This is a genomic window from Streptosporangium sp. NPDC048047, from assembly GCF_040653115.1.
Taxonomy (GTDB): domain Bacteria; phylum Actinomycetota; class Actinomycetes; order Streptosporangiales; family Streptosporangiaceae; genus Streptosporangium.
On sequence record NZ_JBEZNH010000011.1, the window covers coordinates 167,208 to 191,897 of the forward strand.

The 24,690-nt window shown below is 72.7% G+C and carries 23 protein-coding genes and 1 pseudogene; 16 read left to right on the forward strand and 8 right to left on the reverse strand.

What is annotated here, in order from left to right:
- Positions 1 to 12: 12 nt before the first annotated feature.
- Complete coding sequence (locus tag AB0D67_RS12955; protein WP_362933240.1) at positions 13 to 1,398, reverse strand: amino acid permease; 1,386 nt, start codon at positions 1,396 to 1,398, stop codon at positions 13 to 15.
- A 182-nt stretch (positions 1,399 to 1,580) separates the two neighbouring features.
- Between AB0D67_RS12955 and AB0D67_RS12960 the strand changes: the two genes are divergently transcribed.
- Positions 1,581 to 1,955, forward strand: a complete 375-nt coding sequence (locus AB0D67_RS12960) for a hypothetical protein (RefSeq protein WP_362933243.1) — start codon at positions 1,581 to 1,583, stop codon at positions 1,953 to 1,955.
- Positions 1,956 to 1,962: 7 nt separating this feature from the next.
- On the opposite strand, the pseudogene AB0D67_RS12965 reads toward AB0D67_RS12960, so the two are convergent.
- Positions 1,963 to 2,934 (reverse strand): annotated as a pseudogene (locus AB0D67_RS12965) (RNA polymerase sigma factor); the annotation flags it as partial.
- A 326-nt stretch (positions 2,935 to 3,260) separates the two neighbouring features.
- Entirely contained in the window at positions 3,261 to 3,947 is a 687-nt protein-coding gene (locus tag AB0D67_RS12970; protein WP_362933245.1) for a class I SAM-dependent methyltransferase, read from the reverse strand.
- A gap of 223 nt (positions 3,948 to 4,170) precedes the next feature.
- Between AB0D67_RS12970 and AB0D67_RS12975 the strand changes: the two genes are divergently transcribed.
- Positions 4,171 to 5,019 carry an MBL fold metallo-hydrolase gene (locus tag AB0D67_RS12975; RefSeq protein WP_362933248.1) on the forward strand — a complete coding sequence of 283 codons (849 nt, stop codon included), beginning with the start codon at positions 4,171 to 4,173 and terminating at the stop codon, positions 5,017 to 5,019.
- A 45-nt stretch (positions 5,020 to 5,064) separates the two neighbouring features.
- On the opposite strand, the gene AB0D67_RS12980 is transcribed toward AB0D67_RS12975, so the two are convergent.
- On the reverse strand, positions 5,065 to 6,993 hold the full coding sequence (locus AB0D67_RS12980) for an ABC transporter ATP-binding protein (RefSeq protein WP_362933251.1): 1,929 nt from the start codon (positions 6,991 to 6,993) through the stop codon (positions 5,065 to 5,067).
- Positions 6,990 to 8,918, reverse strand: a complete 1,929-nt coding sequence (locus AB0D67_RS12985; protein ID WP_362933254.1) for an ABC transporter ATP-binding protein — start codon at positions 8,916 to 8,918, stop codon at positions 6,990 to 6,992. The genes AB0D67_RS12980 and AB0D67_RS12985 overlap by 4 nt, the downstream gene beginning before the upstream one ends.
- A gap of 335 nt (positions 8,919 to 9,253) precedes the next feature.
- Here AB0D67_RS12985 and AB0D67_RS12990 point away from each other — a divergent pair, with 335 nt between their 5' ends.
- Positions 9,254 to 10,747, forward strand: coding sequence for an erythromycin esterase family protein (locus tag AB0D67_RS12990; RefSeq protein ID WP_362933257.1), 1,494 nt, complete (start codon positions 9,254 to 9,256; stop codon positions 10,745 to 10,747).
- A 96-nt stretch (positions 10,748 to 10,843) separates the two neighbouring features.
- On the opposite strand, the gene AB0D67_RS12995 is transcribed toward AB0D67_RS12990, so the two are convergent.
- Genes AB0D67_RS12995 through AB0D67_RS13005 form a run of 3 tightly spaced genes read right to left on the reverse strand, consistent with a single transcriptional unit; the run spans position 10,844 to position 13,058 of the window.
- A complete protein-coding gene (locus tag AB0D67_RS12995) occupies positions 10,844 to 11,485 on the reverse strand; it encodes a 4'-phosphopantetheinyl transferase superfamily protein (RefSeq protein WP_362933260.1) in 642 nt (213 codons plus the stop codon).
- Complete coding sequence (locus tag AB0D67_RS13000) at positions 11,482 to 12,324, reverse strand: metallophosphoesterase (protein ID WP_362933263.1); 843 nt, start codon at positions 12,322 to 12,324, stop codon at positions 11,482 to 11,484. The genes AB0D67_RS12995 and AB0D67_RS13000 overlap by 4 nt, the downstream gene beginning before the upstream one ends.
- Complete coding sequence (locus AB0D67_RS13005; protein ID WP_362933266.1) at positions 12,321 to 13,058, reverse strand: alpha/beta fold hydrolase; 738 nt, start codon at positions 13,056 to 13,058, stop codon at positions 12,321 to 12,323. Before AB0D67_RS13005 ends, AB0D67_RS13000 begins: the two co-directional genes overlap by 4 nt.
- 411 nt (positions 13,059 to 13,469) lie before the next feature.
- Between AB0D67_RS13005 and AB0D67_RS13010 the strand changes: the two genes are divergently transcribed.
- The 13 genes from AB0D67_RS13010 (at position 13,470) to hypD (ending at position 24,671) form a co-directional block, all read left to right on the forward strand.
- A complete protein-coding gene (locus AB0D67_RS13010; RefSeq protein WP_362933269.1) occupies positions 13,470 to 14,090 on the forward strand; it encodes an SIS domain-containing protein in 621 nt (206 codons plus the stop codon).
- Entirely contained in the window at positions 14,087 to 14,473 is a 387-nt protein-coding gene (locus AB0D67_RS13015; RefSeq protein WP_362933272.1) for a HypC/HybG/HupF family hydrogenase formation chaperone, read from the forward strand. Before AB0D67_RS13010 ends, AB0D67_RS13015 begins: the two co-directional genes overlap by 4 nt.
- 18 nt (positions 14,474 to 14,491) lie before the next feature.
- Positions 14,492 to 15,184: an SIS domain-containing protein gene (locus tag AB0D67_RS13020; protein ID WP_362933275.1), complete on the forward strand. Its 693-nt coding sequence runs from the start codon at positions 14,492 to 14,494 to the stop codon at positions 15,182 to 15,184.
- Positions 15,185 to 15,346: 162 nt separating this feature from the next.
- On the forward strand, positions 15,347 to 16,504 hold the full coding sequence (locus tag AB0D67_RS13025) for a hydrogenase expression protein HypE (protein ID WP_362933278.1): 1,158 nt from the start codon (positions 15,347 to 15,349) through the stop codon (positions 16,502 to 16,504).
- 2 nt (positions 16,505 to 16,506) lie between these two features.
- The gene (locus AB0D67_RS13030; protein ID WP_362933281.1) at positions 16,507 to 18,315 is read left to right on the forward strand and encodes a nickel-dependent hydrogenase large subunit; all 1,809 of its coding nucleotides are present in this window, start codon (positions 16,507 to 16,509) and stop codon (positions 18,313 to 18,315) included.
- Positions 18,312 to 18,995, forward strand: coding sequence for a NifU family protein (locus AB0D67_RS13035; protein WP_362933284.1), 684 nt, complete (start codon positions 18,312 to 18,314; stop codon positions 18,993 to 18,995). Before AB0D67_RS13030 ends, AB0D67_RS13035 begins: the two co-directional genes overlap by 4 nt.
- Positions 18,992 to 19,771 (forward strand): DUF5947 family protein, encoded by a 780-nt coding sequence (locus tag AB0D67_RS13040; protein WP_362933287.1) that lies wholly within the window; start codon positions 18,992 to 18,994, stop codon positions 19,769 to 19,771. Before AB0D67_RS13035 ends, AB0D67_RS13040 begins: the two co-directional genes overlap by 4 nt.
- Positions 19,764 to 20,396, forward strand: coding sequence for a DUF6084 family protein (locus AB0D67_RS13045; protein ID WP_362933290.1), 633 nt, complete (start codon positions 19,764 to 19,766; stop codon positions 20,394 to 20,396). Before AB0D67_RS13040 ends, AB0D67_RS13045 begins: the two co-directional genes overlap by 8 nt.
- On the forward strand, positions 20,393 to 22,240 hold the full coding sequence (locus tag AB0D67_RS13050; RefSeq protein ID WP_362933293.1) for a hypothetical protein: 1,848 nt from the start codon (positions 20,393 to 20,395) through the stop codon (positions 22,238 to 22,240). The genes AB0D67_RS13045 and AB0D67_RS13050 overlap by 4 nt, the downstream gene beginning before the upstream one ends.
- Positions 22,237 to 22,728, forward strand: coding sequence for a hydrogenase maturation protease (locus AB0D67_RS13055; protein WP_362933296.1), 492 nt, complete (start codon positions 22,237 to 22,239; stop codon positions 22,726 to 22,728). The genes AB0D67_RS13050 and AB0D67_RS13055 overlap by 4 nt, the downstream gene beginning before the upstream one ends.
- A 190-nt stretch (positions 22,729 to 22,918) precedes the next feature.
- The gene (locus AB0D67_RS13060) at positions 22,919 to 23,311 is read left to right on the forward strand and encodes a hydrogenase maturation nickel metallochaperone HypA (RefSeq protein WP_362933299.1); all 393 of its coding nucleotides are present in this window, start codon (positions 22,919 to 22,921) and stop codon (positions 23,309 to 23,311) included.
- 7 nt (positions 23,312 to 23,318) lie between these two features.
- The gene (locus tag AB0D67_RS13065; RefSeq protein ID WP_362933302.1) at positions 23,319 to 23,537 is read left to right on the forward strand and encodes a HypC/HybG/HupF family hydrogenase formation chaperone; all 219 of its coding nucleotides are present in this window, start codon (positions 23,319 to 23,321) and stop codon (positions 23,535 to 23,537) included.
- A 6-nt stretch (positions 23,538 to 23,543) separates the two neighbouring features.
- The gene (gene hypD / locus AB0D67_RS13070; protein ID WP_362933305.1) at positions 23,544 to 24,671 is read left to right on the forward strand and encodes a hydrogenase formation protein HypD; all 1,128 of its coding nucleotides are present in this window, start codon (positions 23,544 to 23,546) and stop codon (positions 24,669 to 24,671) included.
- The last annotated feature ends 19 nt before the right edge of the window (positions 24,672 to 24,690 follow it).

The following is a 24,690-nucleotide window of genomic DNA, read 5'->3' on the forward strand; positions in this document are numbered from 1 at the left end:
CTCCGAGTGCCGTTAGGAGTAGGCGAAGTACACCACCAGGCCGATCACGAACCACACCGCGAACCGCACCCAGGTCTGCCACGCCAGGAAGGTGATCAGCCAGAGCGAGAAGGCGATGCCGACGGCCGGGACGACCGGCATGCCCGGGACGCGGAAGGTCCGCGGCAGGTCGGGCCGCCGGTAGCGCAGCACGATCACCGCGGCGCACACCACCACGAACGCCAGCAGGATGCCGATGTTGGTCAGCTCCGCCGCCTCCACGATGGGCAGGAACCCGGCGATGAGCGCCGAGAGGACGCCGACGATCCAGGTCACCCGGTACGGCACGTGCCGTACCGGGTGGGTCTTGGCGAACCACTTCGGCAGCAGCCCGTCGCGGCTCATCGCGAACCACACCCGGGTCACCCCGAGCATGAACGTGAACATCACGGTGAGGATGCCGATGATCGCCCCGACCGCGATCACGTCCGCGAGCCGGGTCAGGCCCACCGACTGGAACGCCGTGGAGAAGCCGCTCTCCCGATCGATCTCGGTGTACTTCTGCATGCCGGTCAGCACCAGACAGGCCAGCACGTACAGCGTCATCGCGATGGCGAGCGAGTACATGATCGCCCTCGGCATGTGCCGCGTGGCGTCCTTGGACTCCTCCGCGGCGGTGCTCATCGCGTCGTAGCCGAACACCGCGAAGAACACCGTGGCCGCGCCCGCGAACACGCCCCCGACGCCGAAGGGGAAGAAGGGGACGTAGTTCGAGGACCTGACGTAGAAGGCGCCGACCACGATGACCAGGATGACCACGGCGACCTTCAGCCCGACGACGGCCATCTCGAACCGGGCCGCGTTGCGCATCCCGAGGTTCAGCAGCCAGGCGATCAGCAGGCACAGCAGCGCGGCGAACAGGTCCACCCGGTGCCCGCCGCCCGTCCCCGGCGCGCCCAGCATCCACGCCGGGAGATCGGCGCCGAGACTGCCCAGCAGGAAGGAGAAGTAGCCGGAGATGCCGATGGCGACCACCGCGACGATCGCGGTGTACTCCAGCAGCAGGTCCCAGCCGATGAACCAGCCCGGCAGCTCGCCGAGCACCGCGTAGCCGTAGGTGTAGGCGGACCCCGCCTTCGGGATGAGCCCGGCGAACTCGGCGTAGGAGAACGCCGCCGCCGCGCTCGCGATCCCGGCGACCAGGAACGACAGCACGACGGCGGGACCGGCCTTGCCGTTGGCCACCGCGCCCGCGAGCGTGAAGATGCCCGCGCCGATGATGCCGCCCACCCCGATCGCGGTGAGCTGCCACACCCCCAGCACACGGGTGAGCTGCCCCGTCCCGCCGCCCCCGGCCTCTTCGATCTGTTCGAAGGGCTTGCGGCGCAGCACGCCTTTTCCCGTCCGCAGTCCGGCCACGACCCATCTCCCCCGAGCGACGCCCGGCGGCTGGGCGCCGCCGCCTGCCCGGCCCCCGTTTTACCCTCTTTCACCTGCGGCTATGCGAGCCTCCCCGAGGATCGGCCCGGGCTCGCCGTGGCCCCGCCGGACCCGGCGCGGTACCGTCGAGTCATAGGACATAAGCCACCCGGGGGGCCGCTATGGCAAGCGATCCCGATCACGTGCTCGACGCCATCGACGGAGTCGTCGACGAATGGCTCACCATGAGCGAGGACTCGATGCGCTGGGCGCCACCAGAGAAAGCCCCGCCGCGGCAGCGGCTCGGCCTGCCGGCGCCGCCCCTGCCGCAGATCGTCGAGGGGATCATCCAGGAGGTCGGCGCCCGCACCCAGGCCGTGGTGGAGGCGGTCCGCCCGCTGGGCGAGGGGGTGATCGAGGCGTTCGCCGCCGTGCTGGACAACTCCCCGGTACGGCACCTGCTCCACACGGGCCCGCGTGACCGGCCCCCGCACGGACCGGCCGGCCACGATGAGGACGGCCCCGAGGACGGTCCCGCGGATCCTCAGGCCGGATAGCGGATCCTCAGGCCAGATAGTCGCGCAGGGCCTGGGACCGGGACGGGTGGCGCAGCTTCGACATGGTCTTGGACTCGATCTGCCGGATGCGCTCGCGCGTCACGCCGTAGACCTTGCCGATCTCGTCGAGCGTCTTGGGCTGACCGTCGGTCAGGCCGAACCGCATGGACACCACGCCCGCCTCGCGCTCCGACAGCGTGTCGAGCACCGAGCTCAGCTGCTCCTGCAGGAGCGTGAAGCTGACCGCGTCGGCCGGGGTGGGCGCCTCGGAGTCCTCGATGAGGTCGCCGAACTCGCTGTCACCCTCGGTGCCGAGCGGGCTGTGCAGGGAGATCGGCTCGCGGCCGTACTTCTGGACCTCGACGATCCTCTCCGCCGGCATGTCGAGCTCGCGGCCCAGCTCCTCCGGGGTGGGGTCGCGGCCCAGGTCGGCCGTCATCTGCCGCTGCACGCGGGCCAGCTTGTTGATCACCTCGACCATGTGGACCGGGATGCGGATGGTCCGCGCCTGGTCGGCCATGGCGCGGGTCACGGCCTGCTTGATCCACCAGGTGGCGTAGGTGGAGAACTTGAAACCCTTGGTGTAGTCGAACTTCTCCACCGCGCGGATCAGGCCGAGGTTGCCCTCCTGGATGAGGTCCAGGAACAGCATGCCGCGGCCGGTGTAACGCTTGGCCAGCGAGACCACGAGCCGGAGGTTGGCCTCCAGCAGGTGGTTCTTGGCCCGGCGGCCGTCCTCGGCGATCCACTCCAGCTCCGCGCGGACGTCGGGGGCCAGGCCGTCGCCGTCGGTGGCGAGCTGCTCCTCGGCGAACAGACCGGCCTCGATGCGCTTGGCCAGCTCCACCTCCTGCTCGGCGTTGAGCAGGGGGACCTTGCCGATCTGCTTGAGGTAGTCCTTGACCGGGTCGGAGGTCGCGGACGCCGAGACGCCGCTGAAGTCGTCGTCATCGTCGGCCAGGACCAGCGTGTCGTTGTCAACCGGGGCCGTCACCGCGATCACACCCTTCGTGAGCCGAGCAGGGCGAACACCCGCTCCTTCTCCTTCAACGTACGTCCCGCGCCGGCGTGCTGCGGACACGCGGAACCCCGCCCGCGGCCCGGGACCACCTCGGTCTTCTGCCCCGTTCCCCTCCGCCTGAATCGGTTCCGCCCCAACCGTGTGGCCCGCGTCACCCATCGTGACCTGCGCGGACGTCCCGTCCCGCCGTCGCGCTCCGGCCGCCCCCGGCCGCCCCGGCACGCCCCGCCCGGCGGCGGCGTGCCCTCGGCCGGAGGGCCGAACAGAGCACGCCGCCGGATGGGTCAGCGCGGTACGGCCCGCACCCACCCGCGGTCCCCGTCGACGAAGCCGTCCATCGCCAGGCCGGCGTCGTCGAGCTCCCGCGCCAGGAAGTCGTCGTCGAGGCGCCTGCTGAGGAAGAAGTGGGTCCAGCGCCGGTCACCGACCGTGTACTCCATGGTGGCCGCCAGCATGCCGGGCTCCGGCCGGCTGACCTCGGTCATGCGCATGACGTGGCCGTCGTCGGTCACCCGCTCGGAGGGCCCGACCGTGTCGTACCACTCCGGGGGCTTGCGCTGGAGGATCACCAGGCCGCCGTCGGCGACGTGGTCGCGGCAGGTGCGCAGGAACGCCCGGCGCAGCTCGTCGTCGGCCGTCTCGATCACGAACGACATGAGCAGGACCACGTCGAACGTCCGGCCCAGGGCGAGCGTCTGGATGGGGGAGCAGACGGTCTCGGCGCCTTCGATGTGCGCGAGCATCTCCGGCGACTCGTCGACGGCGACCACCGGGTGGCCGAGGGCCAGGAGACCGTGGGTGACCCTTCCGGCCCCCGAGCCGAGCTCCAGGATGCTCGCGCCGGCCGGGACGGCGCCGTGCACGAGCTCCGGCTCGCCGTTCGGGGTCAGCATCGCGTAGTAGTCGACGGCGCAGCCGTCCGGGGTGATGGGGCCGGGACCGGTGCCGTGGTAGATGCGCTTCGCTTCCATGATCCCCATCATGTGTCGCCGCCCGGGGCCGCGCGCGGCGATACGGCGGGCCCGTGAGGATCCGGTGGGAAGCGGCGGTACGGCGAGCCCGGTGAGAACCCGGTGAGAGAACGAGAACCCGGTGAGAAAACGCCCGAAACGGGCATGGCTCGCTGAGAACGAGGAAGCACCCGAAGCGTGACCGGGGTCGCGGCCCGGGTTCCGCACCAGCTGGAGGCCCGTCATGGTCGACTTCCCCGAGTCCGGCGTCTTCTTCGTCGGCAACGCCACGATGCTCATCCGCTACGACGGGTTCACCCTGCTCACCGATCCGAACTTCCTCCACCGGGGCCGGCGCGCCTACCTCGGCTACGGCCTGAGCAGCAGGCGCCGCACCGATCCGGCGATACAGGTGGAGGACCTGCCCCCGCTCGACGCCGTCGTGCTGTCGCACATGCACGGCGACCACTGGGACCGGGTCGCCCGCCGCGGGCTCGACCGGTCCGTGCCGATCGTGACCACCCGGCAGGCGGCGCGGCGGCTGCGGCGCCAGGGCTTCGGCGAGGCCGCGGGCCTGAGCACCTGGCAGGAGCGGATCCTCCGCCGCGACGGCCGCACGCTGAAGATCACCGCGCTGCCCGGACGGCACGCGCCCGGGGCGGCCCAGGTGCTGCTGCCGCCGGTGATGGGCAGCATGCTGGAGTTCGGCCGCCGGGACGGCCGGGTCGGCCTGCGCATGTACATCAGCGGCGACACGCTGATGGACCGCGAGCTCCTCGCGCCCATCCCGGAGCGTTACCCCGACATCGACGTGGGCGTCGTCCACCTGGGCGGCACCATGATCCTGGGCATGATGATGGTGACCATGGACGGCGCGCAGGGCGCCGAGTGGCTCTCCTTCATCGGCCCCAGGCACGCCGTGCCGATCCACTACGACGACTACGAGGCGTTCTCCTCCGGCCTCGACGACTTCCGCGAGGAGGTCGAGCGGCGCGGCCTGTCCGACCGGGTGCGCTACCTCGCCCGCGGCGAGACCTGCCCGCTGCCGGTGCGGACCGCCCGCAGGAAGGCCCCGGCGCCGCAGCGGTCCTGAACCTCCCGGCCGGACCGGGGCCCTGCCCGGTCCGGCCGGAACGCCTCACCCGTGGCCGGCCGGGGCTCCGGACCCCTCCGACACGCTGTCCATCCAGGCCCGGTGCAGACCGGCGAAGCGGCCCCCCTCCGCGATGAGCCGGTCCGGGGAGCCGTCCTCCACGATCCGGCCGCCCTCGATCACCAGCACCCGCTCGGCGGTCTCGACCGTCGACAGCCGGTGGGCGATGATCAGCGCGGTCCGGTCGGCGAGGATCGTGCGCATCGCCCGCTGCACGAGCCGCTCACCCGGCACGTCGAGGCTGGAGGTGGCCTCGTCGAGGATCAGCACCGCCGGGTCGGCGAGGAAGGCGCGGGCGAAGGCCACCAGCTGCCGCTGGCCCGCCGACAGCCGGCCGCCGTGCTTGCCGACCTGGGTGTCGTAACCCTCCGGGAGCGCCGAGATGAAGTCGTGGGCGCCGATCGACCGGGCGGCCGCCACGACCTCGTCCATGGTCGCGTCCGGACGGCCGAACCGGATGTTGTCGGCCACCGTACCGGTGAACAGGAAGTTCTCCTGCGTCACCATGACCACCGCGCCGCGCAGCGTCTCCTCGGCGAGGTCGCGCAGGTCGACGCCGTCGAGCAGCACCCGGCCGGCGACGGGGTCGTAGAACCTGGCGACCAGCTTCGCCAGCGTGGTCTTGCCCGCCCCCGTGGTGCCGACCAGCGCCACGTTCTGCCCGGCGGGGATCACCAGGTCCATCTCCGGCAGGACCGGCGTGCCGTCGAGGTAGGAGAACTCCACCCCCTCGAACCGCACCTCGCCGCGCGGCCGCTCCAGCGCCACCGGCTCGCGCGGCTCGGCCACCACGGGCCGCTCGTCCAGCACGCCGGCGAGCTTCTCCAGCGCCGCCGCCGCCGACTGGAACGTGTTGTAGAACTGGCTGATCTCCTGCATCGGCTCGTAGAACTGCCGCAGGTAGAGCAGGAAGGCCGCCAGCACGCCCACCTGGACGTCACCGCCGATGGCCCGCCAGCCGCCGTACAGCAGGACGGCTGCGATCGTGACGTTGCCGATCAGCTTGACCCCCGGCATGAACATCGCGATCAGCCGCATGCTGCGGAGGTTGGCGTCCCGGTAGTCCACGTTGAGCTCGGAGAAGATCTCCTGGTTGCGCGGCTCCCGGCGGAACGCCTGGACCGCCCGGATGCCGGTCATCGACTCCACGAAGTGGACGATCACCAGGGCGACCGTCTCCCGGGTCCGGCGGTAGGCGAGGCTCGACTGCCGCCGGAACCACCGGGTGAACAGCAGCAGGACCGGCAGCGGCAGCAGGGCGACCAGCGCCAGCGGGACGTCCAGGACCAGCAGCAGGACCGCGGTGCCGACCAGCGTCAGCACGGCGGTGACCAGCCCGTCGAAGCCCGACTGCAGCATCTCGGAGATGGCCTCGATGTCGGAGGTGAGCCGCGCGACGACCCGCCCGGAGGTGTAGTCGTCATGGAACGACAGCGACAGCCGCTGGAAGTGGCCGAACACCCGCCGCCGCAGCTCCAGCAGGATGTTCTGGCCGATCCGGCCAGCCATCCTGAGGAACACCTGCCGGCTCACCGCCTGCACGGCCGCCGCGACCAGGATCGCCACAACGACGGTCACCAGCGTCCCCGGCCCGTGCCCGGCGGCCATCGGCGGGATGCCGGAGTCGATGCCGACCTTGACCAGGAAGGGGATGGCCAGGGCGGCGGCGTTGCAGACGACGATGACCGCGACGAGCAGCGCGATCTGCCTGCGGTAGGGGCGCAGCAGCTCGCCGAGCAGCCGCCTGGACTGCGAGCGCAGCGCCAGCGACTCCTGCGGCGGCAGGTCGTCGTCCTTCTCGGCGGCGACCCCCCGCCACGCCCGCTCGTCCTGCTCGTCCCGATCGTCCTGCTCGTGCTCCGGCCGGTCCGGGCGGGCCGCGCCCGCCGGTCTCGCGTGGTCCGTCGTGCTCATCGCAGCGCCCCCTCGCTGTCCAGGTCCATGCCGGCGCCCAGGCCGGCCTCCCCGTCCGGGCCTGAGTCCGGGTCCGGGTCCGGGCCGATCTCGTCGTCCAGGGCCGCCGACAGCAGCGCGCGGTACTCCGGCACGCTCGCCAGCAGCTCGTGGTGCCGGCCGACGTGCGCGATCGTGCCGTCCAGCAGCAGCGCCACCTTGTCCGCCAGCAGTACGGTGGAGGCGCGGTGCGCCACGACGATCCCGGTCGCGTCGCGCAGCACGTGCCGCAGCGCCTCCTCCACGAGGATCTCCGTCTCGACGTCCAGCGCCGAGAGCGTGTCGTCCAGCACGAGGATCCTCGGCCGGCTCAGCACGGCGCGGGCCAGGGCCAGCCGCTGGCGCTGACCGCCGGACAGCGACATCCCCTGCTCGCCGATCCTGGTGTCCAGCCCCCACGGCAGCCGGTGGACGAACCCGGCCTGGGCCGTCTCGATCGCCGCCTCGATCTCCTCCTCGGTGGCGTCGTGCCGGCCCAGCGTCAGGTTCTCCCGGACGCTCATCGAGAACAGCGTCGGCTCCTCGAAGGCCGTGGCGACCAGCGAGCGCAGTGCGGGCAGCGACAGGTCCCGCACGTCGTGCCCGTCGATCGTGACCCGGCCCGCGGTGACGTCGTGCAGCCGCGGCACCAGGGAGGTCAGCGTGGTCTTGCCCGAGCCCGTCGCGCCGACGACCGCGACCGTCTCGCCGGGCCGCACGTCCAGCCAGACGTCACGCAGCACCGGCTCGGCCGCGCCGGGGAAGCGGAACTCCACACCCTCGAACCGCAGGTGCCCCCGGGGCCGCTCGATCTCCCCGGAACCGCCGACGATCTCCGGCTCGGTGTCGAGCACCTCCAGCACGCGGTCCGCCGCGGTCATCGCCTCCTGGCCCTGCACCAGGATGAAGCCCAGGGCCGAGATGGGCCACACGAGCTGCAGCATCAGCGTGGTGAAGGCGACCAGCGTGCCCAGCGTCAGCGCGCCCGAGCCGACCGCGAGCGCGCCCAGCAGCAGCACCAGCGCGAGGGTGACGTTCGGGACCACCTCCAGGAAGGTGAAGAACCTCGATGACAGCCGCACCTTCTCCATCGAGGAGCGGTAGACCTTGTCCGCCCCCTCGCCGAAGAGGCCGGCGATGTGCCGTCCGCGGCCGAACGCTTTGATCGTCCGGATGCCGACCGCGGACTCCTCGATCACGGTGGCGAGGTCGCCCTGCTCGTCCTGGACCCGCCGGGAGACGTCGATGTACCCCCGTTCGAAGCGCAGCGAGGTGATCACCACCGGCGCCGCGGACAGGGCGACCAGCAGGCCGAGCGGCCAGTACATGTTCAGCAGCAGTACGGTCACCGTCACGATCTGCACGGTGATCAGGACGAGGAAGAGGATGCCGAAGCCGAGGAACCGCCGGATCACCGACAGGTCCGTGGTCACGCGCGACAGCAGCTGGCCGGACTGCCAGGAGCCGTGGAAGCCCATCGGCAGCCGCTGCAGGTGCCGGTAGACGTCGTCGCGGAGCCTGGTCTCCACGTCCAGGACGACGTCGGACATCAGCCACCTGCGGGCGAAGATGAGGCCCGCCTCCAGCACGCCCAGCGCCAGGGCCAGCAGGGCGAGGGGGACCAGGGCGCCGGTGTCCCTGTCCGCGACGGGACCGTCGATGATCTTCCGGGCGACCATCGGGATGACGATCGCGATCCCGGTCGCCACGAGGGCGGGCAGCCAGATGAAGACCAGGCGGGTGACATGGGGGCGGAGGTAGGACCTCATCCGCCACAGGGAGGTCAGGCCGCGGCGGCGCGGCGGGGGAGCGGGGGCCGGGCGGGGGGCCTCCGCGGGCCCGGCGGTGTCGTCTCCGGTCGAGTCGTTGGAGTCCTTCTGTTCGAGGGGGTCCGTATCAGGGGGCATCAGCAGGCAGCACTCTCCTCACGGTCTAGGGGTGGTTGATCGCCGACCGGCGCACAGAACCCGCCTAGGCTAAGGCAGCCGTCAACCGGTTTTCCGGTCGGTGGAGCCGCCGGACGTCCCGGACATTCCAGTCATTACAGACCGGGCACGAAGGCTCACCGTGGCGGAGGGGTGCCTTGAGTCTCCGCCCGCCGTACGGCGTCGGCAACTGCCCCGGGGGTGGCGCTGCCGTAACCGCGGCGGCAGGCGAGGCTGCGCGCCGTACGGCGGTCTAAGCTGGTGTCAACACCGCCCCGGCGGGGCGGCGACCCGCTCCGACCTGGGAGTTGGTGGCGATGACGGATCGGCTGCCCGCGAATCCCCGCGCCGTCGCGCGCCCCTCGGACGGCGGCACCGCGCTCCATCCCGGAGCGTCGGCGATCGCCTCCCGGGCGCTGCCCGCGGCGGAGGGGACGCCCCGCGAGGAGGACCTGCTGGATCTGGTGGGTGACGCCCGCTTCGTACTGATCGGGGAGGCGTCCCACGGCACCCACGAGTTCTACGAGGCCCGTGCCCACATGACGCGGCTGCTCATCGAGAAGCGGGGGTTCTGCGCCGTGGCGGCGGAGGCCGACTGGCCCGACGCCTACAGGGTGAACCGCTACGTCCACGGCCGCAGCGACGATCTCACCGCGGAGGAGGCGCTGCGCGGCTTCGAGCGCTTCCCCACGTGGATGTGGCGCAACGCGGTGGTGCTCGACTTCGTCGGCTGGCTGCGCGCCCACAACGACCGGGCCGGCCGCGCCGAACGCGCCAGGGCGGGCTTCTACGGCCTCGACCTGTACGGCATGTACCGGTCGATCCACGAGGTCATCGCCTTCCTGGACAGGACGGACCCGCAGGCCGCGGTGCGTGCCCGCGAGCGCTACGCCTGCTTCGACCACCACGGCGCCGACGACAGCCGGGCGTACGGCTTCGCCGCCGCGTTCGGAGCGACCGAGTCGTGCGAGGAACAGGTGGTCGAGCAACTGGCCGACCTGCGCGCCCACACGCTGGAGCACGTCCGAAGGGACGGGATGCTCGCCCGCGACGAGGTCTTCTACGCCGAACGGAACGCCAAGGGCGTCGTGGCCGCCGAGGAGTACTACCGCACGATGTTCGGCGGGCGGGTCTCCTCCTGGAACCTGCGCGACACCCACATGGCCGAGACGCTGCACGCCCTCGCCGCCCACCTCACCCGGCAGCGCGGCCGGCCGGCCAGGATCGTGGTGTGGGCGCACAACTCCCACGTCGGCGACGCGCGGGCCACCGAGGCCGGCGAGGAGGGTGAGGTCACGCTCGGGCAGCTCGCCCGCGAGTGCTTCCCCGGAGAGTGCCGTCTCATCGGCCTCACCACCTACACCGGCACGGTGACGGCCGCCGGCGACTGGGGCGCCCCCGCCGACCGCATGCGGGTACGGCCCGCCTTCCCCGGAACGGCCGAGGAGCTCTTCCACCGCACCGGCCGCGGCGACTTCCTGCTCGACCTGCGCGCCGCCGGGCAGTCCGCTGCGGGGGGACCCGCCTCTGGAGAGCACGGCGCGGGCGAGCCGGGTGGCGGTGAGCGCGGCACGGGGGGACCCGGCGCCGGTGATCCCGCGGGGGGACTCGGCACGCCCCTGCTGGAGCGGGCGATCGGCGTGATCTACCGCCCCCGGACCGAACGGCGGAGCCACTACCTGCACGCCCGCCTGGCCGGGCAGTTCGACGCGGTGGTCCACATCGACGAGACCCGGGCCGTCGAGCCGCTGGAGCGGACCGCCCGCTGGGAGCGGGGTGAGGCCCCCGAGACCTACCCCTTCGCCGTCTGAGCCGGAGCCTCGCGGCGTACGGCATGCCGTACGGCGACGATCCGGGCTCGCCCGCGTTCACCTCGCCGCGCCGACGGCGGACGGCCCCGCCGGGCGTCACCCCTGCGGCAGGGCGATGGCGGTGAGCACCAGGCCGCCGGAGACGAGCCAGCGGCCGGTGAAGCCGGTCAGCTCCCTGCCCTCCACCACGGGCCCGGCCACCAGCAGCCGGGCGGTGAACGTCCCGGCCGGATCGAAGGTGACGTGGGCCTCGTTGAAGTCGAGCCAGCGCCGGGCCAGCGGGAACCACGCCTTGTAGACGCTCTCCTTGGCGCTGAACAGCAGCCGGTCCCAGTGGGTTCCGCCGGCGAGGCGCGCCAGCTCGGCCCGTTCCTCGGGGAGGGCCACGATGCCCGCGATCCCCTCGGGGAGCGGCTCGTGCGGCTCGGCGTCGATGCCGACGGTGAGGGCCTTGAGGGAGACCGCGGCGGCGCGGTACCCCTCGCAGTGGGTGATGGCGCCCCGTACCCCGGCGGGCCAGACGGGCGCGCCCAGCTCACCGGGCAGGATCGGGGCGGGCGGCACGCCCAGGCGGGCCAGCGCCCGGCGGGCGCAGTGGCGGGCGGTGGTGAACTCGCGCCGCCGCCGCTCCACCGAGCGGGCGATGACCGCCGCCTCCTCGGGGAACAGCCCGGCGTCGGGCGGGTCGGCGAACGCCTCGGCGCTCGCCACCCACGACGGCAGGATCTCCTCGATCACGGCGCCGCCGCCGGGGGAGCGGGCAGGATGCGGCGCAACCGGCCCGGCTGGGTGGGACGGGGCCGCCACTCGCGCGGGTAGCCCAGCGAGACCTCCTCGAAGCGTACGCCGTCGTACCAGGTGGTGCGGGGGATGTGCAGGTGGCCGTAGACGACCGCGCGGGCGTCGAACCGCAGGTGCCAGTCGGCGGTGAGCTCGGTGCCGCACCAGATCGTGAACTCCTGGTGGTGCATGACCCGGGTCGGCTCGCGCACCAGCGGATAGTGGTTGACGAGCACGGTCGGCAGGCCACCCGGGCGTTCGGCCAGCCGCCGTTCCGTCTCGGCGACCCTGGCCTCGCACCACGCCGCGCGGGAGGGATAGGGGTCGGGGTGCAGGAACACCTCGTCGGTGCAGACCACGCCCCTGTCGTAGGCCAGGGCCAGCGCCTCCTCGGCGGTGGCGACCCCCGGCATGCGGAAGGTGTAGTCGTACAGCACGAACAGCGGGGCGATCACGACCGGCCCGCCCGGCCCCTCCCACACCGGGTAGGGATCCTCCGGGGTCACCACGCCGAGGTCGCCGCAGACCTTCACCAGGTGCCGGTAGCGCTCCTCGCCGCGCAGCCGGACCGGGTCGCTGGAGTGGGACCACAGCTCGTGGTTGCCCGGAACCCACACGACCTTCTCGAAACGTCCGGCCAGCAGGCCGAGCGCCCACTCGATGTCGGCGACCTTCTCCGAGACGTCCCCGGCGACCAGCAGCCAGTCGGACCCGGACGACGGCCGCATCTCCTCGACGATCCGGCGGTTCTCCTGGTAGCCGACATGCAGGTCGCTGACGGCCAGCAGCGCCGTCACGCGTGGACCGCCCTCACTGAGCCGAGGATCATCCGGGCGATCTCCGGTACGTGGCCGGCGAGGAAGAAGTGGCCGCCGGGGAACACCTTCAGCTCGAACCGGGAGGTGGTGTGCCGGCCCCACGCCTCGGCCTCGGCCACACTGGTCACCGGGTCGGCGTCGCCGGTGAGCGCGGTGATCGGTACGGCGAGCCGCGCCTCGCCGTCGGGGCTGTGGGTGCAGACCGCCCGGTAGTCGGCGCGCAGGCTCGGCAGGATCAGCCCGCGCAGCTCCTCGTGCCGCAGCACCTCCGGATCCGATCCGCCGAGCATCTCGGCCAGGGCCACGAGCTCGTCGTCACCGAGCAGGTGCGCGGTCTCCAGCCGGGTCGTGGAGGGGGCGCGCCGCCCGGACACGAACAGCGCGACCGGCCCGCCGCGGCCCAGCCGCCGGGCGACCTCGAAGGCCATGACGGCCCCCATGCTGTGCCCGAAGAACACCCGTGGCCGGTCGCCGCCGCCGAGCGCCTCGGCCGTCCGGTCGGCGAGCAGGGACAGATCGTCGATCAGCGGCTCGTCGAACCGGTCCTGCCGGCCCGGGTACTGCACGGCGAGCATCTCGGCGGCGGGCGCCAGGGCCGCCGACAGCGGGTGGTAGTAACTCGCGGTGCCCCCGGCGTGCGGGAAGCAGACCACCTGGACGTCGCTTCCGGGGGAGGGGTGGAAGCGCCGGATCCAGCGGGCGGCTGCCGTCAAGGTCGTTCTCCTTCGGTCGGTCGGCGGGCCGTCGTGCCGGACGCGTGCCGTACGGCGGCCCGGCTGGACGCGCGTCGTACGGCGGCGGCCCCGCGGGACGCGTGCCGTACGGCGGCCGTCGTGCCGGACCCGCGCCGTACGGCGGCGGCCCGGGGTGCCCGAGGCGCGCCGTCCCGCCCGTGCCCCGCCGCGAGACGACCCCACTGCGAGACGATAACGGGGAACGTTGATCATCACCAAGGGCGGGAACCCCGCGGGACGCGGGAATCCCGGTGGATTCCCGTCGCCGGCGACCGCCGCGGCCGGTCGGGCGAGTGATCAGATCTTTACCCCGCTTTGTGGCGTCGAAGGTGTCGATTCGCCGAACACGGAACGTAATCTGACGACTACCGTAAATGACGGAGTGTTCACATGCCAGTGACATCGACCATGCAGTTGGCCGTCAGCGAGGCCTTCGCCCGCCGGGATTCCGCCGGTCACGCTCTCGCGGAGGACTCCCTGCGCATCGCCCGCGCGTGCCGGGAGATGGCGGACCGGTTCCACCGCGGCGGGAAGCTGATCGTGTTCGGCAGCGGCGGGGGCGGCACCGACGCGGCCCACATCGCGGTCGAGTTCATGCATCCGGTCATCATGGGCAAGAAGGCGCTGCCCGCCCTGGCCCTCAGCAACGACGCCGCCACCGTCAGCGGGGTGAGCGCCCGGGAGGGGCCCGCCGAGTCGTTCGCCCACCAGCTGCGCCGCTGGGCCGACCCGGCGGACATGGCGCTCGGGATCTCCCGCGACGGCGACTGCCCGGGTGTCCTGCGCGGCCTGCAGGAGGCCGGGGCGCTGGGCCTGTTCACGCTCGCCCTCGTCGGGGGGGACGGCGGCGCCGTGGTGCGCGAGCGGGCGGCCGAGCACATCCTGATCGCCGCATCCGACGACCCGGCGGTGGTCAAGGAGATCCACGTCACCGTCTATCACGTGCTGTGGGAGCTGGTTCACGTCTTCCACGACAGACCCGGCCTGCTCGGTGGAGAGGAGACACGATGAGCGACGAGGACGGCTGCTGCGACACCGGGCCGTGCGTCACGTGCGCCGACGAGGCCGTGCCGATGCGGGTGATCAGCATCAGGTACGGCGGGCTGGCCGTCGCCGGCGCGGGCCCGGTCACCACCGAGGTGAGCGTGGCCCTGGTGGACGCCGCCGAGGGCGACACGGTCCTCGTCCACGCGGGGGAGGCCATCGCGGTCGTCGGCAGGCACCGGCGCGCGCCGGAGGAGGCGGCGCCCGGAGGCGCGGTGCCCGGGGAAACGGTGCCCGGAGGCGCGGTGCCCGGGGAAACGGTGCCCGGAGACACGGCGACCGGAGAGACGGCGATCAGGGACGCGGCGGTCCAAGGCGCCGCGATCGGCAGACATCGGGAAACGTGGTGACCAGGAGAGGAAACGGCGATGAGCACCGGTGAGCGGCCCCCCGAGGGGATGGGCGGGCTCTACCCCTTTCTCTACCCGGGCCCCGGCGACCTCGACGCGGTGCTGACCGAGGCGCTGCGCTCCACCGGCGAGAAGGCCACCGAGATCGTCCGGCTGCGCCGGGAACTGGCAGAGTCGATGGCGGACGAGCTCATCGAGTGCGCCGGGGAGATGGCCATCCGGTTCGCCGCCGGCGGGCGGCTGTTCGCCTTCGGCAACGGCGGCAGCAGCACCGACGCCCAGGAGGTGGCGACGGCGTTCCTGCATCCCGGCTACGGGCTCTCCCTGCCCGCGCTGTCGCTGACCAGCGACGTCGCCGTGGTGACCGCCCTGTCGAACGACGTGGGCTTCGACGTCGTCTTCGCCCGCCAGCTCGCCGCCCTCGGGCGGCGCGGCGACATGGCCTTCGGCCTGACCACCAGCGGCGGCTCCGCCAACGTCGTCCGCGCCTTCGAGGAGGCGGCCCGGCTGGGCATGCTCACCATCGGCCTGGCCGGGGACCGGGGCGGCAGGCTGTCCGAGCTGGAGCTGCTGGACTACCTGTTCGTCATCCCCTCCTCCTCGGTGCACCGGATCCAGGAGGCGCAGACGACGGTCTACCACGTGCTGTGGGAGCTGACCCAGCACGCCCTCGGCGCCGTCCCGGCCCCGCCGGTCCACAACGTCGGCTGACGGACCCGGGGCCGGACCCGCCGCGAGAACACGAGAGCACGAGAACGCGAGGAGCCCGAGGAACCCGAGGAGACGCGTCATGATCCGCACCGCACGAGACCTCCCCCACCACCATCGACCACCGGCATCGAGGAGCGGGGAGCCCCGGGAAGGCAGGACGGCATGACGGCACCGGCGGGCCGGGCGCGGCAGGAGAAACGGCGGGAGAAACGGCGGGAGAGCCAGGGCGCGGCGGAGCCGCAGGAGGAACAGCGGCAGGAGAGCCGGGGCGCGGCCGGGCCGCCGGAGGAGGAGCCGCTCGTCCACATCCTCTGGATCAACGCCGGGCTGAGCTGCGACGGCGACTCGGTCTCGCTGACCGCGGCGACGCAGCCCAGCATCGAGGAGATCGCCCTGGGGGCGCTTCCCGGCCTGCCGAGGGTGGCCGTGCACTGGCCGCTGATCGACTTCGAGTCCGGGCCGATGCAGGGCTCCGACGTGTTCATCGAGTGGTTCTTCCGGGCCGCGCGCGACGAGCTGGAACCGTTCGTGCTGGTCGTGGAGGGATCCATCCCGAACGAGTCGATCAAGCAGGAGGGCTACTGGTGCGGGTTCGGCAACGACCCGGCCACCGGGCAGCCCCGGACCACCAGCGAGTGGCTGGACATCCTCGCGCCGAAGGCCACCGCCGTACTGGCGGCCGGAACCTGCGCCACCTACGGCGGCATCCACGCCATGGCGGGCAACCCGACCGGCGCGATGGGCGTCGCCGACTACCTCGGCTGGGACTGGCGCTCCAAGGCCGGCCTGCCGATCGTCAACGTGCCGGGCTGCCCGGTCCAGCCGGACAACCTGTCGGAGACGATCCTGTACCTGCTCTACCAGCTCACCGGGCAGGCGCCGATGATCCCGCTGGACGAGGCGCTGCGGCCGACGTGGCTGTTCGGCCAGACCGTGCACGAGGGCTGCGATCGGGCCGGCTACTACGAGCAGGGCCAGTTCACCGCCGAGTACGGCTCGCCGAAGTGCCTGGTGAAGATCGGCTGCTGGGGGCCGGTCGTACGGTGCAACGTGCCCAAGCGCGGCTGGATGAACGGCATCGGCGGCTGCCCCAACGTGGGCGGGATCTGCATCGCCTGCACGATGCCCGGCTTCCCCGACAAGTTCATGCCGTTCATGGACGAACCGCCCGGAGCGCGGCTGTCGTCCACGGTCAGCGGCGCCTACGGCGGCGTCGTGCGCGGCCTGCGCGGCATCACCCTCAAGACGGTCGACAAGGAACCGAAGTGGCGCACCAAGGGCCGCGCCCTGCTCACCGGTTACAAGGCGCCCTGGAGCTGAGTATGAAGACCTCACCTGAGAAGACGGAGGAGACCCCGCCGCCCGGCGGCCGGGAGCTGGTGGAGATGTCGTGGGACCCGATCACGCGGATCGTGGGCAGCCTCGGCATCTACTGCAAGATCGACTTCGCCAACCGGGAGGTCGCCGAGTGCTACAGCACCTCGTCGATCTTCCGCGGCTACAGCATCTTCATGAAGGGCAAGGACCCTCGCGACGCGCACTTCATCACCAGCCGGATCTGCGGCATCTGCGGCGACAACCACGCCACCTGCTCGGTCTACGCCCAGAACATGGCCTACGGCGCCCGCCCCCCGGCGCTGGGGGAGTGGATCGTCAACTGCGGCGAGGCGGCCGAGTACATGTTCGACCACAACATCTACCAGGAGAACCTGGTGGGGGTCGACTACTGCGAGAAGATGGTCCGCGAGACCAACCCCGGAGTGCTCGCGCTGGCCGAGACCACCGAGGCCCCGCACGCCGCCGACCACGGCTTCCGCACCATCGCCGACATCATGCGCTCCCTCAACCCGCTGGAGGGGGAGTTCTACCGCGAGGCCCTGGCCATGAGCCGGGTCACCCGGGAGATGTTCTGCCTGATGGAGGGCAGGCACGTGCACCCCTCCACCCTGTATCCCGGCGGGGTCGGCACGGTCGCCACCGTGCAGCTGTTCACCGACTACCTCACCCGGCTGATGCGCTACGTCGAGTTCGTCAAACGGGTCGTGCCCATGCACGACGACCTGTTCGACTTCTTCTACCAGGCCCTGCCCGGCTACGAGGAGGTCGGCCGCCGCCGGGTGCTGCTCGGCTGTTGGGGCAGCTTCAACGACCCCGAGCACTGCGACTTCGACTACCGCACCATGAGCGACTGGGGCCGGCGGATGTTCGTCACCCCCGGCGTGATCGTGGACGGCCGTCTCGTCACGAACGACCTCGTCGACATCAACCTCGGCATCCGCATCCTGCTGGGCAGCTCCTACTACGACGACTGGGCCGGGCAGGAGCCGTTCGTCACCCACGACCCGCTGGGCAACCCCGTCGACATCCGGCATCCGTGGAACCAGCACACCATCCCCCACCCGCAGAAACGCGACTTCACCGGCAAGTACAGCTGGGTGATGTCGCCGCGCTGGTTCGACGGCGCCGACATGCTCCCGCTGGACACCGGCGGCGGCCCCATCGCCCGCCTGTGGTCCACCGCCCTGTCCGGGCGGGTGGACATCGGCTACGTCAAGGCCACCGGCCACAGCGTGCAGATCAACCTGCCGAAGACCGCCACCCGCCCGGAGAAGACGCTGGAGTGGACCATCCCCACCCACGACGGCCAGCCGCTGTCCAACGCGCTGGAGCGCAACCGGGCCCGCTCCTACTTCCAGGCGTACGCGGCGGCCTGCGCGCTGCACTTCGCCGAGCAGGGCCTGGCCGAGGTCCGCGCCGGGCGCACCCGGACCTGGGCGCCGTTCGAGGTGCCGGAGGACGCGATCGGCTGCGGGTTCACCGAGGCGGTCCGGGGCGTGCTGTCGCACCACATGGTGATCAAGGACGGAAAGATCGCCAACTACCACCCGTACCCGCCCACCCCGTGGAACGCCAGCGTCCGCGACCCGTACGGCACGCCCGGCCCGTACGAGGACGCGGTGCAGAACACCCCGATCTTCGAGGAGAACCCGCCGGAGGACTTCAAGGGCATCGACATCATGCGCGCCGTACGCAGCTTCGACCCGTGCCTGCCGTGCGGGGTCCACATGTACCTCGGCGGTGGCAAGGAGCTGCGCAAACTGCACAGCCCGCACGCCTTCGGCCCGGCATGACCGGCCCGGCGGCCTCCGGGGAGCCACCCGGGGAGGGGCCGCTCACCGACTCGCTCACCGACGGGCACGACGGGCACGACGGGCACGACGCCCGCGCCGTCCGTACCGCCCGCGCCGTCCGGGCGGGCGGATCCCGGGGGCGCGACGTCCGCGCGGTGGGCGAGCGCGTCGAGGCGCTGCTCGCCGACCTCGGCGAGCACGCCGACCCCGCGACGCGCGCCAGGGCCGAGGAGCTCGTCCGCGCCCTCGTCGAGCTGTACGGCGCCGGCCTGGAACGCGTCGTCGAGGCCGTCGTCGAGGCCGAAGCCGTCGGCGTGCTGCACCGCCTGACCGGTGACGACCTCGTCTCCGGCCTGCTCATCCTGCACGACCTGCACCCGCTCGGCACCGCCGAACGCGTCGCCGCCGCCCTGGACGAGGTCCTGGCCGGCCGCGAGGAGAGGGGCGAACTGCTCGGCGTGGACGAGGCGGGCGTCGTACGGCTCCGCCTCACGGGCGCCGGTCACGGCTGCCCCTCCTCCCGGCGCGCCCTGCTGCGCGCCGTCGAGGACGCCGTGACGGGGGCCGCGCCGGAGGCGGCGCGCGTCGAGATCACCGAGGCCGCGGGGCCGGCGGCGGGCCGGTCGCCCCTGCTGCAGATCGGCCGCCGCCCGGCCGTCGCGGGCGGGGGAGCGCCGTGACGGCGGCCACCGGGCTGCGCCGCTTCCGGACGCCGGACGCCGGGGCCGCGACCCGGTGCGAGCTGTGCGGCGAGCCGGCCGGGGAGGACCACGGGCACGTGGTGAACCTGGAGACCCGGGCGCTGCTGTGCGCCTGCGCCTGCTGCCACCTGCTGTTCTCCCACGACGGCGACCACGATGACCGCGACCGCGACGGCGGCCATGATCACGACGGCGGTGATCAGGGCGGCGGTGATCAGGGCGGCGCCCGCGACGGCGGCTCGCGACGGCGCTACCGGGGGGTGCCGCGCCGCCACCTGCACGCGCCCTCGTTCCCTCTGACCGAGGCCGACTGGGAGGAGATGCGGATCCCGGTGCGCACCGCGTTCTTCTTCCGCAACTCCGCGCTCGGCCGGATCGTCGCCTGCTACCCCAGCCCCGCCGGGGCCACCGAGTCCCTGCTGCCGCACGACGTCTGGGAACGGGTCCTGACCGCCGTCCCGGAGATGGCCGGGGTGCTGCCCGACGTCGAGGCGCTGCTGGTGGACCGCCGTCCCCAAGGGGGCTTCGCCTGCCACCTCGCGCCGATCGACGCCTGCTACCGCCTGGTGGGCCTGGTACGGCTGCACTGGAAGGGCTTCGACGGCGGCCCCGAGGTCTGGCGGGCCATCGACGGTTTCTTCGCCGACCTGCGCCGTCGCGGCCGCCGGGTGCCGTGGCCGGACGGCCGCGGCGCCCCGGAGCACGGCGGGGACGGTCACGGCGCCCCGGAGTCACGCGGGGGCGGCCGTGGATGAGATCGCCTTCACCTGCGTGGGCGCGCGGGCCGAGCCGTACGCGGCCTTCCCGACGCTCCTCTTCCGGCTGCGCGTCACCGAGCCGTCGCCCGCCGGGGTGCACGCCGTACTGCTGCGGTGCCAGATCCGGGTGGAGCCGCACCTGCGGCGGTACGGCCCCGCCGAGGCGGATCTGCTCGGCGACCTGTTCGGCGACCCGTCCCGATGGGGCGACACGCTCAGGCCGATGCACTTCGCGACCGTCTCGGCCACCGTCCCCGCCTTCCACGGCACGACCGAGATCGACCTGCCCGTGTCCTGCAGCTACGACCTGGAGGTGGCCGCGGGCAAGTACTTCGCCGCGCTGGACGACGGCGAGATCCCGCTGATCCTGCTGTTCGGCGGCACGGTCTTCGCCCGCGCCGAGAGGGGTTTCTCGGTGACGCAGATCCCCTGGCACCGGGAGGCCCGGCACCGGCTGCCGGTCGGGGTGTGGCGGGAGCTGATGGACCGCTACTTCCCGGACAGCGGATGGCTGCGGCTGAACCGCGGCACGCTGCGCGCCCTGCGCCGCCTCAAGGCCGAACGCGCCCTGGCCACCTGGGACGAGGCCGTGGAACTACTGCTGGAGGAGAGCCGGCGATGACCGCTCCCATGGAGATCGCCCGCCGGGTCGCCGACGCGGTGCTGTACGAGGGCTACCTGCTCTACCCCTACCGGGCGTCGGCCGCCAAGAACCGGGTGCGCTGGCAGTTCGGGGTGCTCGTGCCGCCGGGGTTCGACGCCACCTGCGAGCACCCCTCCAGCGTGACCGAGTGCCTGCTGGAACGCGCCGACGACGCCGAGGTACGGCTGCGGCTGCGCTTCCTGCACGTCAGGACCCGCGTCGTCGAACGGGCCGGGGACGACGGCCACCGGCCCGTCCCCGAGCTGACCGTCGAGACGGCCGGACCGGCCGCTCCGGCAACCGGTACGGCGGGCGGGTTCCCGGGCCGGGAGACGGACCTCGGGACGGCGGGCTCCGGGGAAGCGGGCGACGGGCCGGGGACGGCGGGCGGGGCCCCGGAGGGATTCCCGGACCGGGAGACGGACTTTGGAACGGCGGGCTCCGGGGAAGCGGGCGACGCGGTGACCTACCTGTCCTTCGAGGAGGCCACCGAACGCGAGACGGAGGTGACCTTCCCCGTCGCCGGCCTGCTCGACGGCGAGCGCGCAGCCGACGTGCGCCTGCCCGGGGACCGGTCCGTCGAGACGATCACCGGGCCGTCCGGCCGGGCCCGGGGCCGCGTGGTCCGCGAGCACCTGCCGCTGCACGCCGTCGTTCGGGCCCGCGCCGAGCGGGTGGCGGGGCCGTACGACCTCGTCCGGCTGCGCGTGCGGGTGGAGAACGTCACCGGCTGGGACGACCCGGACGCCACCCGCGAGCAGGCGCTGCGCCGCTCGCTGATCTCGGCCCACCTGATCATCGAGGTGACCGGCGGCGCGTTCGTCTCCCTGCTCGACCCGCCCGAATGGGCCCGGCCCGCCGCCGAGACCTGCCGCAACGAGCGCACCTGGCCCGTCCTCGTCGGCGAGCCCGGTCACCGCGACGTGCTGCTGTCGTCGCCGATCATCCTCTACGACTACCCGGACACCGCCCCGGAGAGCCCGGGTGACATGTTCGACGCCACCGAGATCGACGAGATGCTGCACCTGCGGACGCTCACCCTCACCGAGGAGGAGCAGCGGCAGGCCCGCGCGACCGACCCCCGGGTGGCCCGTCTCCTCGACATGGTGGCGACCCTGCCGCCGGAGCTGGCCGAACGGCTGCACGGCGCGATCCGCCACCTGGAGACCCCCGCCCGCGACGCCGCCGCGCCCCGCTGGGGCTCGGCGGCCGGTCCCGGCGCGGTCCCGTGGGACGACGCGTCCCCGGCCGGTCCACCCGCGGGCCCCGCGCCGGATCCCGTGCCGGGCCTCACGCCGGATTCCGCACCGGACCTCGCCGCAGACCTCGCGTCGGACCTCACGCCCGGCGCCGCGCCGTGGGGCGATCCCGGCGCCGACTTCTGGAGCGACCTCGCGAACGGGCCCGGCTCCTCGCCGGACACCGACGCCGTGTCCGTCGCCGGGGTGGAGGTAGCCAGGGGCAGCCGGGTACGGCTGGCACCCGGCAGGCGGCGCGCCGACGCCCACGACATGTTCCTGGCCGGCCGGACCGCCCGGGTGGAGGCCGTGCTCACCGACCTCGACGGGGCGCGCCACCTGGCGGTGACCCTGGACGAGGACCCCGGCGCCGACCTGCACCGCTCCCACGGCCGCTTCCTCTACTTCGCCCCCGACGAGGTCGAGCCACTCGACGCCCCCGGCCCGGCGGACGGTACGGCGGGCACCGGCCTCCCCGGCCTCCCCGGCCTCCCCGGACGGACGCCGGACCGGCCCGGCCAAACGGACGACGGCGGCACCGGGACGGACGCGCGGGACACGCCTGAGGGGCGGGAGGCCCCATGAGCGGCATCCTCGTCGCGGGCGTCGGGAACGTCTTCCTCGGCGACGACGGGTTCGGCGTCGCGGTGGCCGGGCGCCTCGCGGAACGCGACCTGCCCGCCGGCGTCTCGGTGGCCGACTTCGGCATCCGCGGCGTCCACCTGGCCTACGAGCTCACCGGCGGCGGACACGACACCGCGATCCTCGTCGACGCCGTGGCCCGCGGCGGCCCGCCCGGCACGCTGTACGTCCTGGAGCCCACGCCCGGCGAGGTGTCCGGACCGGTCCTCGACGCCCACGACATGACCCCGGAGACCGTGCTGGCCCTGGCCGGCGCGCTCGGCGGCGGGACGGCACGGGTGCTGCTCGTCGGGTGCGAGCCCGCCGACCTGTCGCCCGGCATGGAGCTGAGCCCGCCGGTGGCCGCGGCCGTCGGCGCGGCCGCGGACCTGGTCGCCGACCTGGTCCGTCAGGAGATGACCGCGGCGCCCGCGAGCGCCCGCTCGCCGTAGCCGCCCACAGGGAGGAGAGACCGTGTTGAGACGCCTGTTCGTCGGAGCCGTCCTGGTGGGGATCGGCGTGCTGGTCTACCAGTCGATCCCCGACCTCAAGCGCTACCTGCGGATCCGCAGGATGTGACGCCCGGCGAGAAGCGGTGAAGAGCAGAAGAGCAGTGGGACCGGAAATACCAGTGAGGCGGACATGCACGAATTCGGGATCGCCGAGGCGATCCTCGACGCGGTGGAGAAACGCGCCAGGGGCCGCAGGGTGGAACGGGCGCGGGTGCAGGCGGGCGCCATGCTCCGGGTCACCGAACCGATGATCAACCAGGCGTTCGCCATGATCGCCGGAGGGTCGGCCGCAGAGGGAGCCCACGTCGACCTGGTCGTCGTGCCCGTGCAGCTGATCTGCCGCTCCTGCGGTCAGACGGCCGCGTCGCTCGACCCCTACGCCACCTGTCCGGAGTGCGGCGGCGTCGACCTCGACGTGGAGGGCGGCGACGACCTCGTCCTCGAATCCATCCAGATGGCGGAGGCCACCCATGTGCCTGGGAATCCCGGGGGAGATCGCGGAAATCCTGACCGACCGGCCTGACCTGGCCATGGTCGACGTCAGCGGCGTACGGCGCGCGATCAACATCGGCTTGCTGGAGGGCGAGCCCCTAGCGGCCGGCGACTGGATCCTCATCCACGTCGGCTTCGCGCTGTCGAAGATCGACGAGACCGAGGCCCGCGCCGCGCTGGACTTCCTCGAAAGCATCGGCGAGGCCTATGACGAGGAGATCGCGGCCCTCCGAGAATCCATGATCGAGCAGGGGTGAGGACCGGTGCGTTTCGTCGACGAGTACCGTGACGCCGGCCGGGCACGGGCCCTGGCCGCGCGGATCGCCGGGCTGTGCGAACCCGGCCGCCGCTACAAGTTCATGGAGGTGTGCGGAGGCCACACCCACACCATCTACAAGCACGGGCTGGAGGACCACCTGCCCGAGGCCGTCACGCTCGTGCACGGCCCCGGCTGCCCGGTCTGCGTGATCCCGATGGGACGGGTGGACGACGCGATCCACGTCGCCATGCAGCCGGACGTGATCATGACGTCGTTCGGCGACATGATGCGGGTACCCGGGGGCGACGGCTCCTTCCTGGACGCCAAGGCGCGCGGCGCCGACATCCGCATGGTCTACTCCCCGCTGGACGCCCTGCGGATCGCCCGGGACAACCCCGGCAAGCGGGTGGTGTTCATGGGCATCGGGTTCGAGACCACCGCGCCCTCCACCGCGATGACCGTCCTGCGCGCGCGGGCCGAGGGGATCGCCAACTTCTCGGTCCTCTGCAACCACGTCATGATCATCCCGGCGATCAAGGCGATCCTCGACTCGCCCGACCTGCGGCTGGACGGGTTCATCGGGCCCGGCCACGTCTCGGCCGTCATCGGGTGCAGGCCGTACGGGTTCATCGCCCGCGACTACGGCAAGCCGCTGGTGGTCGCCGGGTTCGAGCCGCTGGACGTGCTGCAGACGGTCCTGCGGCTGCTGGAGCAGCTCGCCGCCGGGCGGGCCGAGGTGGAGAACCAGTACGCCCGGGTGGTGCCCTGGGACGGCAACGCCAGAGCCCTCGACGTCATCAACGAGGTGATGGAGCCGAGGCCGTACTTCGAGTGGCGGGGCCTGGGGTTCATCTCCTCCTCGGCGCTCGCGATACGCGAACGCCACGCCGACTTCGACGCCGAGCGGATCTTCGACCTTCCCGGCGTGCGGGTGGCCGACCCCAAGGCGTGCCAGTGCGGCGAGGTGCTCAAGGGCGTGCTCAAGCCCTGGGAGTGCAAGGTGTTCGGCACGGCGTGCACGCCCGAGACGCCGATCGGCACCTGCATGGTGTCGTCGGAGGGCGCCTGCGCGGCCTACTACAACTTCGGCCGGTTCTCCCGGGACCGGGTCAGGGAGGCGACCCGCGCGTGAACACCGACATGACCACCGG

What these genes read in the sequence shown, in the direction of transcription:
- AB0D67_RS12960 (WP_362933243.1), top strand. Translation starts at nt 1,581, where the DNA reads ATGGCAAGCGATCCCGATCACGTGCTCGACGCCATCGACGGAGTCGTC.
- AB0D67_RS12970 (WP_362933245.1), bottom strand. Translation starts at nt 3,947, where the DNA reads ATGGAAGCGAAGCGCATCTACCACGGCACCGGTCCCGGCCCCATCACC.
- AB0D67_RS12975 (WP_362933248.1), top strand. Translation starts at nt 4,171, where the DNA reads ATGGTCGACTTCCCCGAGTCCGGCGTCTTCTTCGTCGGCAACGCCACG.
- AB0D67_RS12980 (WP_362933251.1), bottom strand. Translation starts at nt 6,993, where the DNA reads ATGAGCACGACGGACCACGCGAGACCGGCGGGCGCGGCCCGCCCGGAC.
- AB0D67_RS12985 (WP_362933254.1), bottom strand. Translation starts at nt 8,918, where the DNA reads ATGCCCCCTGATACGGACCCCCTCGAACAGAAGGACTCCAACGACTCG.
- AB0D67_RS12990 (WP_362933257.1), top strand. Translation starts at nt 9,254, where the DNA reads ATGACGGATCGGCTGCCCGCGAATCCCCGCGCCGTCGCGCGCCCCTCG.
- AB0D67_RS13010 (WP_362933269.1), top strand. Translation starts at nt 13,470, where the DNA reads ATGCCAGTGACATCGACCATGCAGTTGGCCGTCAGCGAGGCCTTCGCC.
- AB0D67_RS13015 (WP_362933272.1), top strand. Translation starts at nt 14,087, where the DNA reads ATGAGCGACGAGGACGGCTGCTGCGACACCGGGCCGTGCGTCACGTGC.
- AB0D67_RS13020 (WP_362933275.1), top strand. Translation starts at nt 14,492, where the DNA reads ATGAGCACCGGTGAGCGGCCCCCCGAGGGGATGGGCGGGCTCTACCCC.
- AB0D67_RS13025 (WP_362933278.1), top strand. Translation starts at nt 15,347, where the DNA reads ATGACGGCACCGGCGGGCCGGGCGCGGCAGGAGAAACGGCGGGAGAAA.
- AB0D67_RS13030 (WP_362933281.1), top strand. Translation starts at nt 16,507, where the DNA reads ATGAAGACCTCACCTGAGAAGACGGAGGAGACCCCGCCGCCCGGCGGC.
- AB0D67_RS13035 (WP_362933284.1), top strand. Translation starts at nt 18,312, where the DNA reads ATGACCGGCCCGGCGGCCTCCGGGGAGCCACCCGGGGAGGGGCCGCTC.
- AB0D67_RS13050 (WP_362933293.1), top strand. Translation starts at nt 20,393, where the DNA reads ATGACCGCTCCCATGGAGATCGCCCGCCGGGTCGCCGACGCGGTGCTG.
- AB0D67_RS13055 (WP_362933296.1), top strand. Translation starts at nt 22,237, where the DNA reads ATGAGCGGCATCCTCGTCGCGGGCGTCGGGAACGTCTTCCTCGGCGAC.
- AB0D67_RS13060 (WP_362933299.1), top strand. Translation starts at nt 22,919, where the DNA reads ATGCACGAATTCGGGATCGCCGAGGCGATCCTCGACGCGGTGGAGAAA.
- AB0D67_RS13065 (WP_362933302.1), top strand. Translation starts at nt 23,319, where the DNA reads ATGGTCGACGTCAGCGGCGTACGGCGCGCGATCAACATCGGCTTGCTG.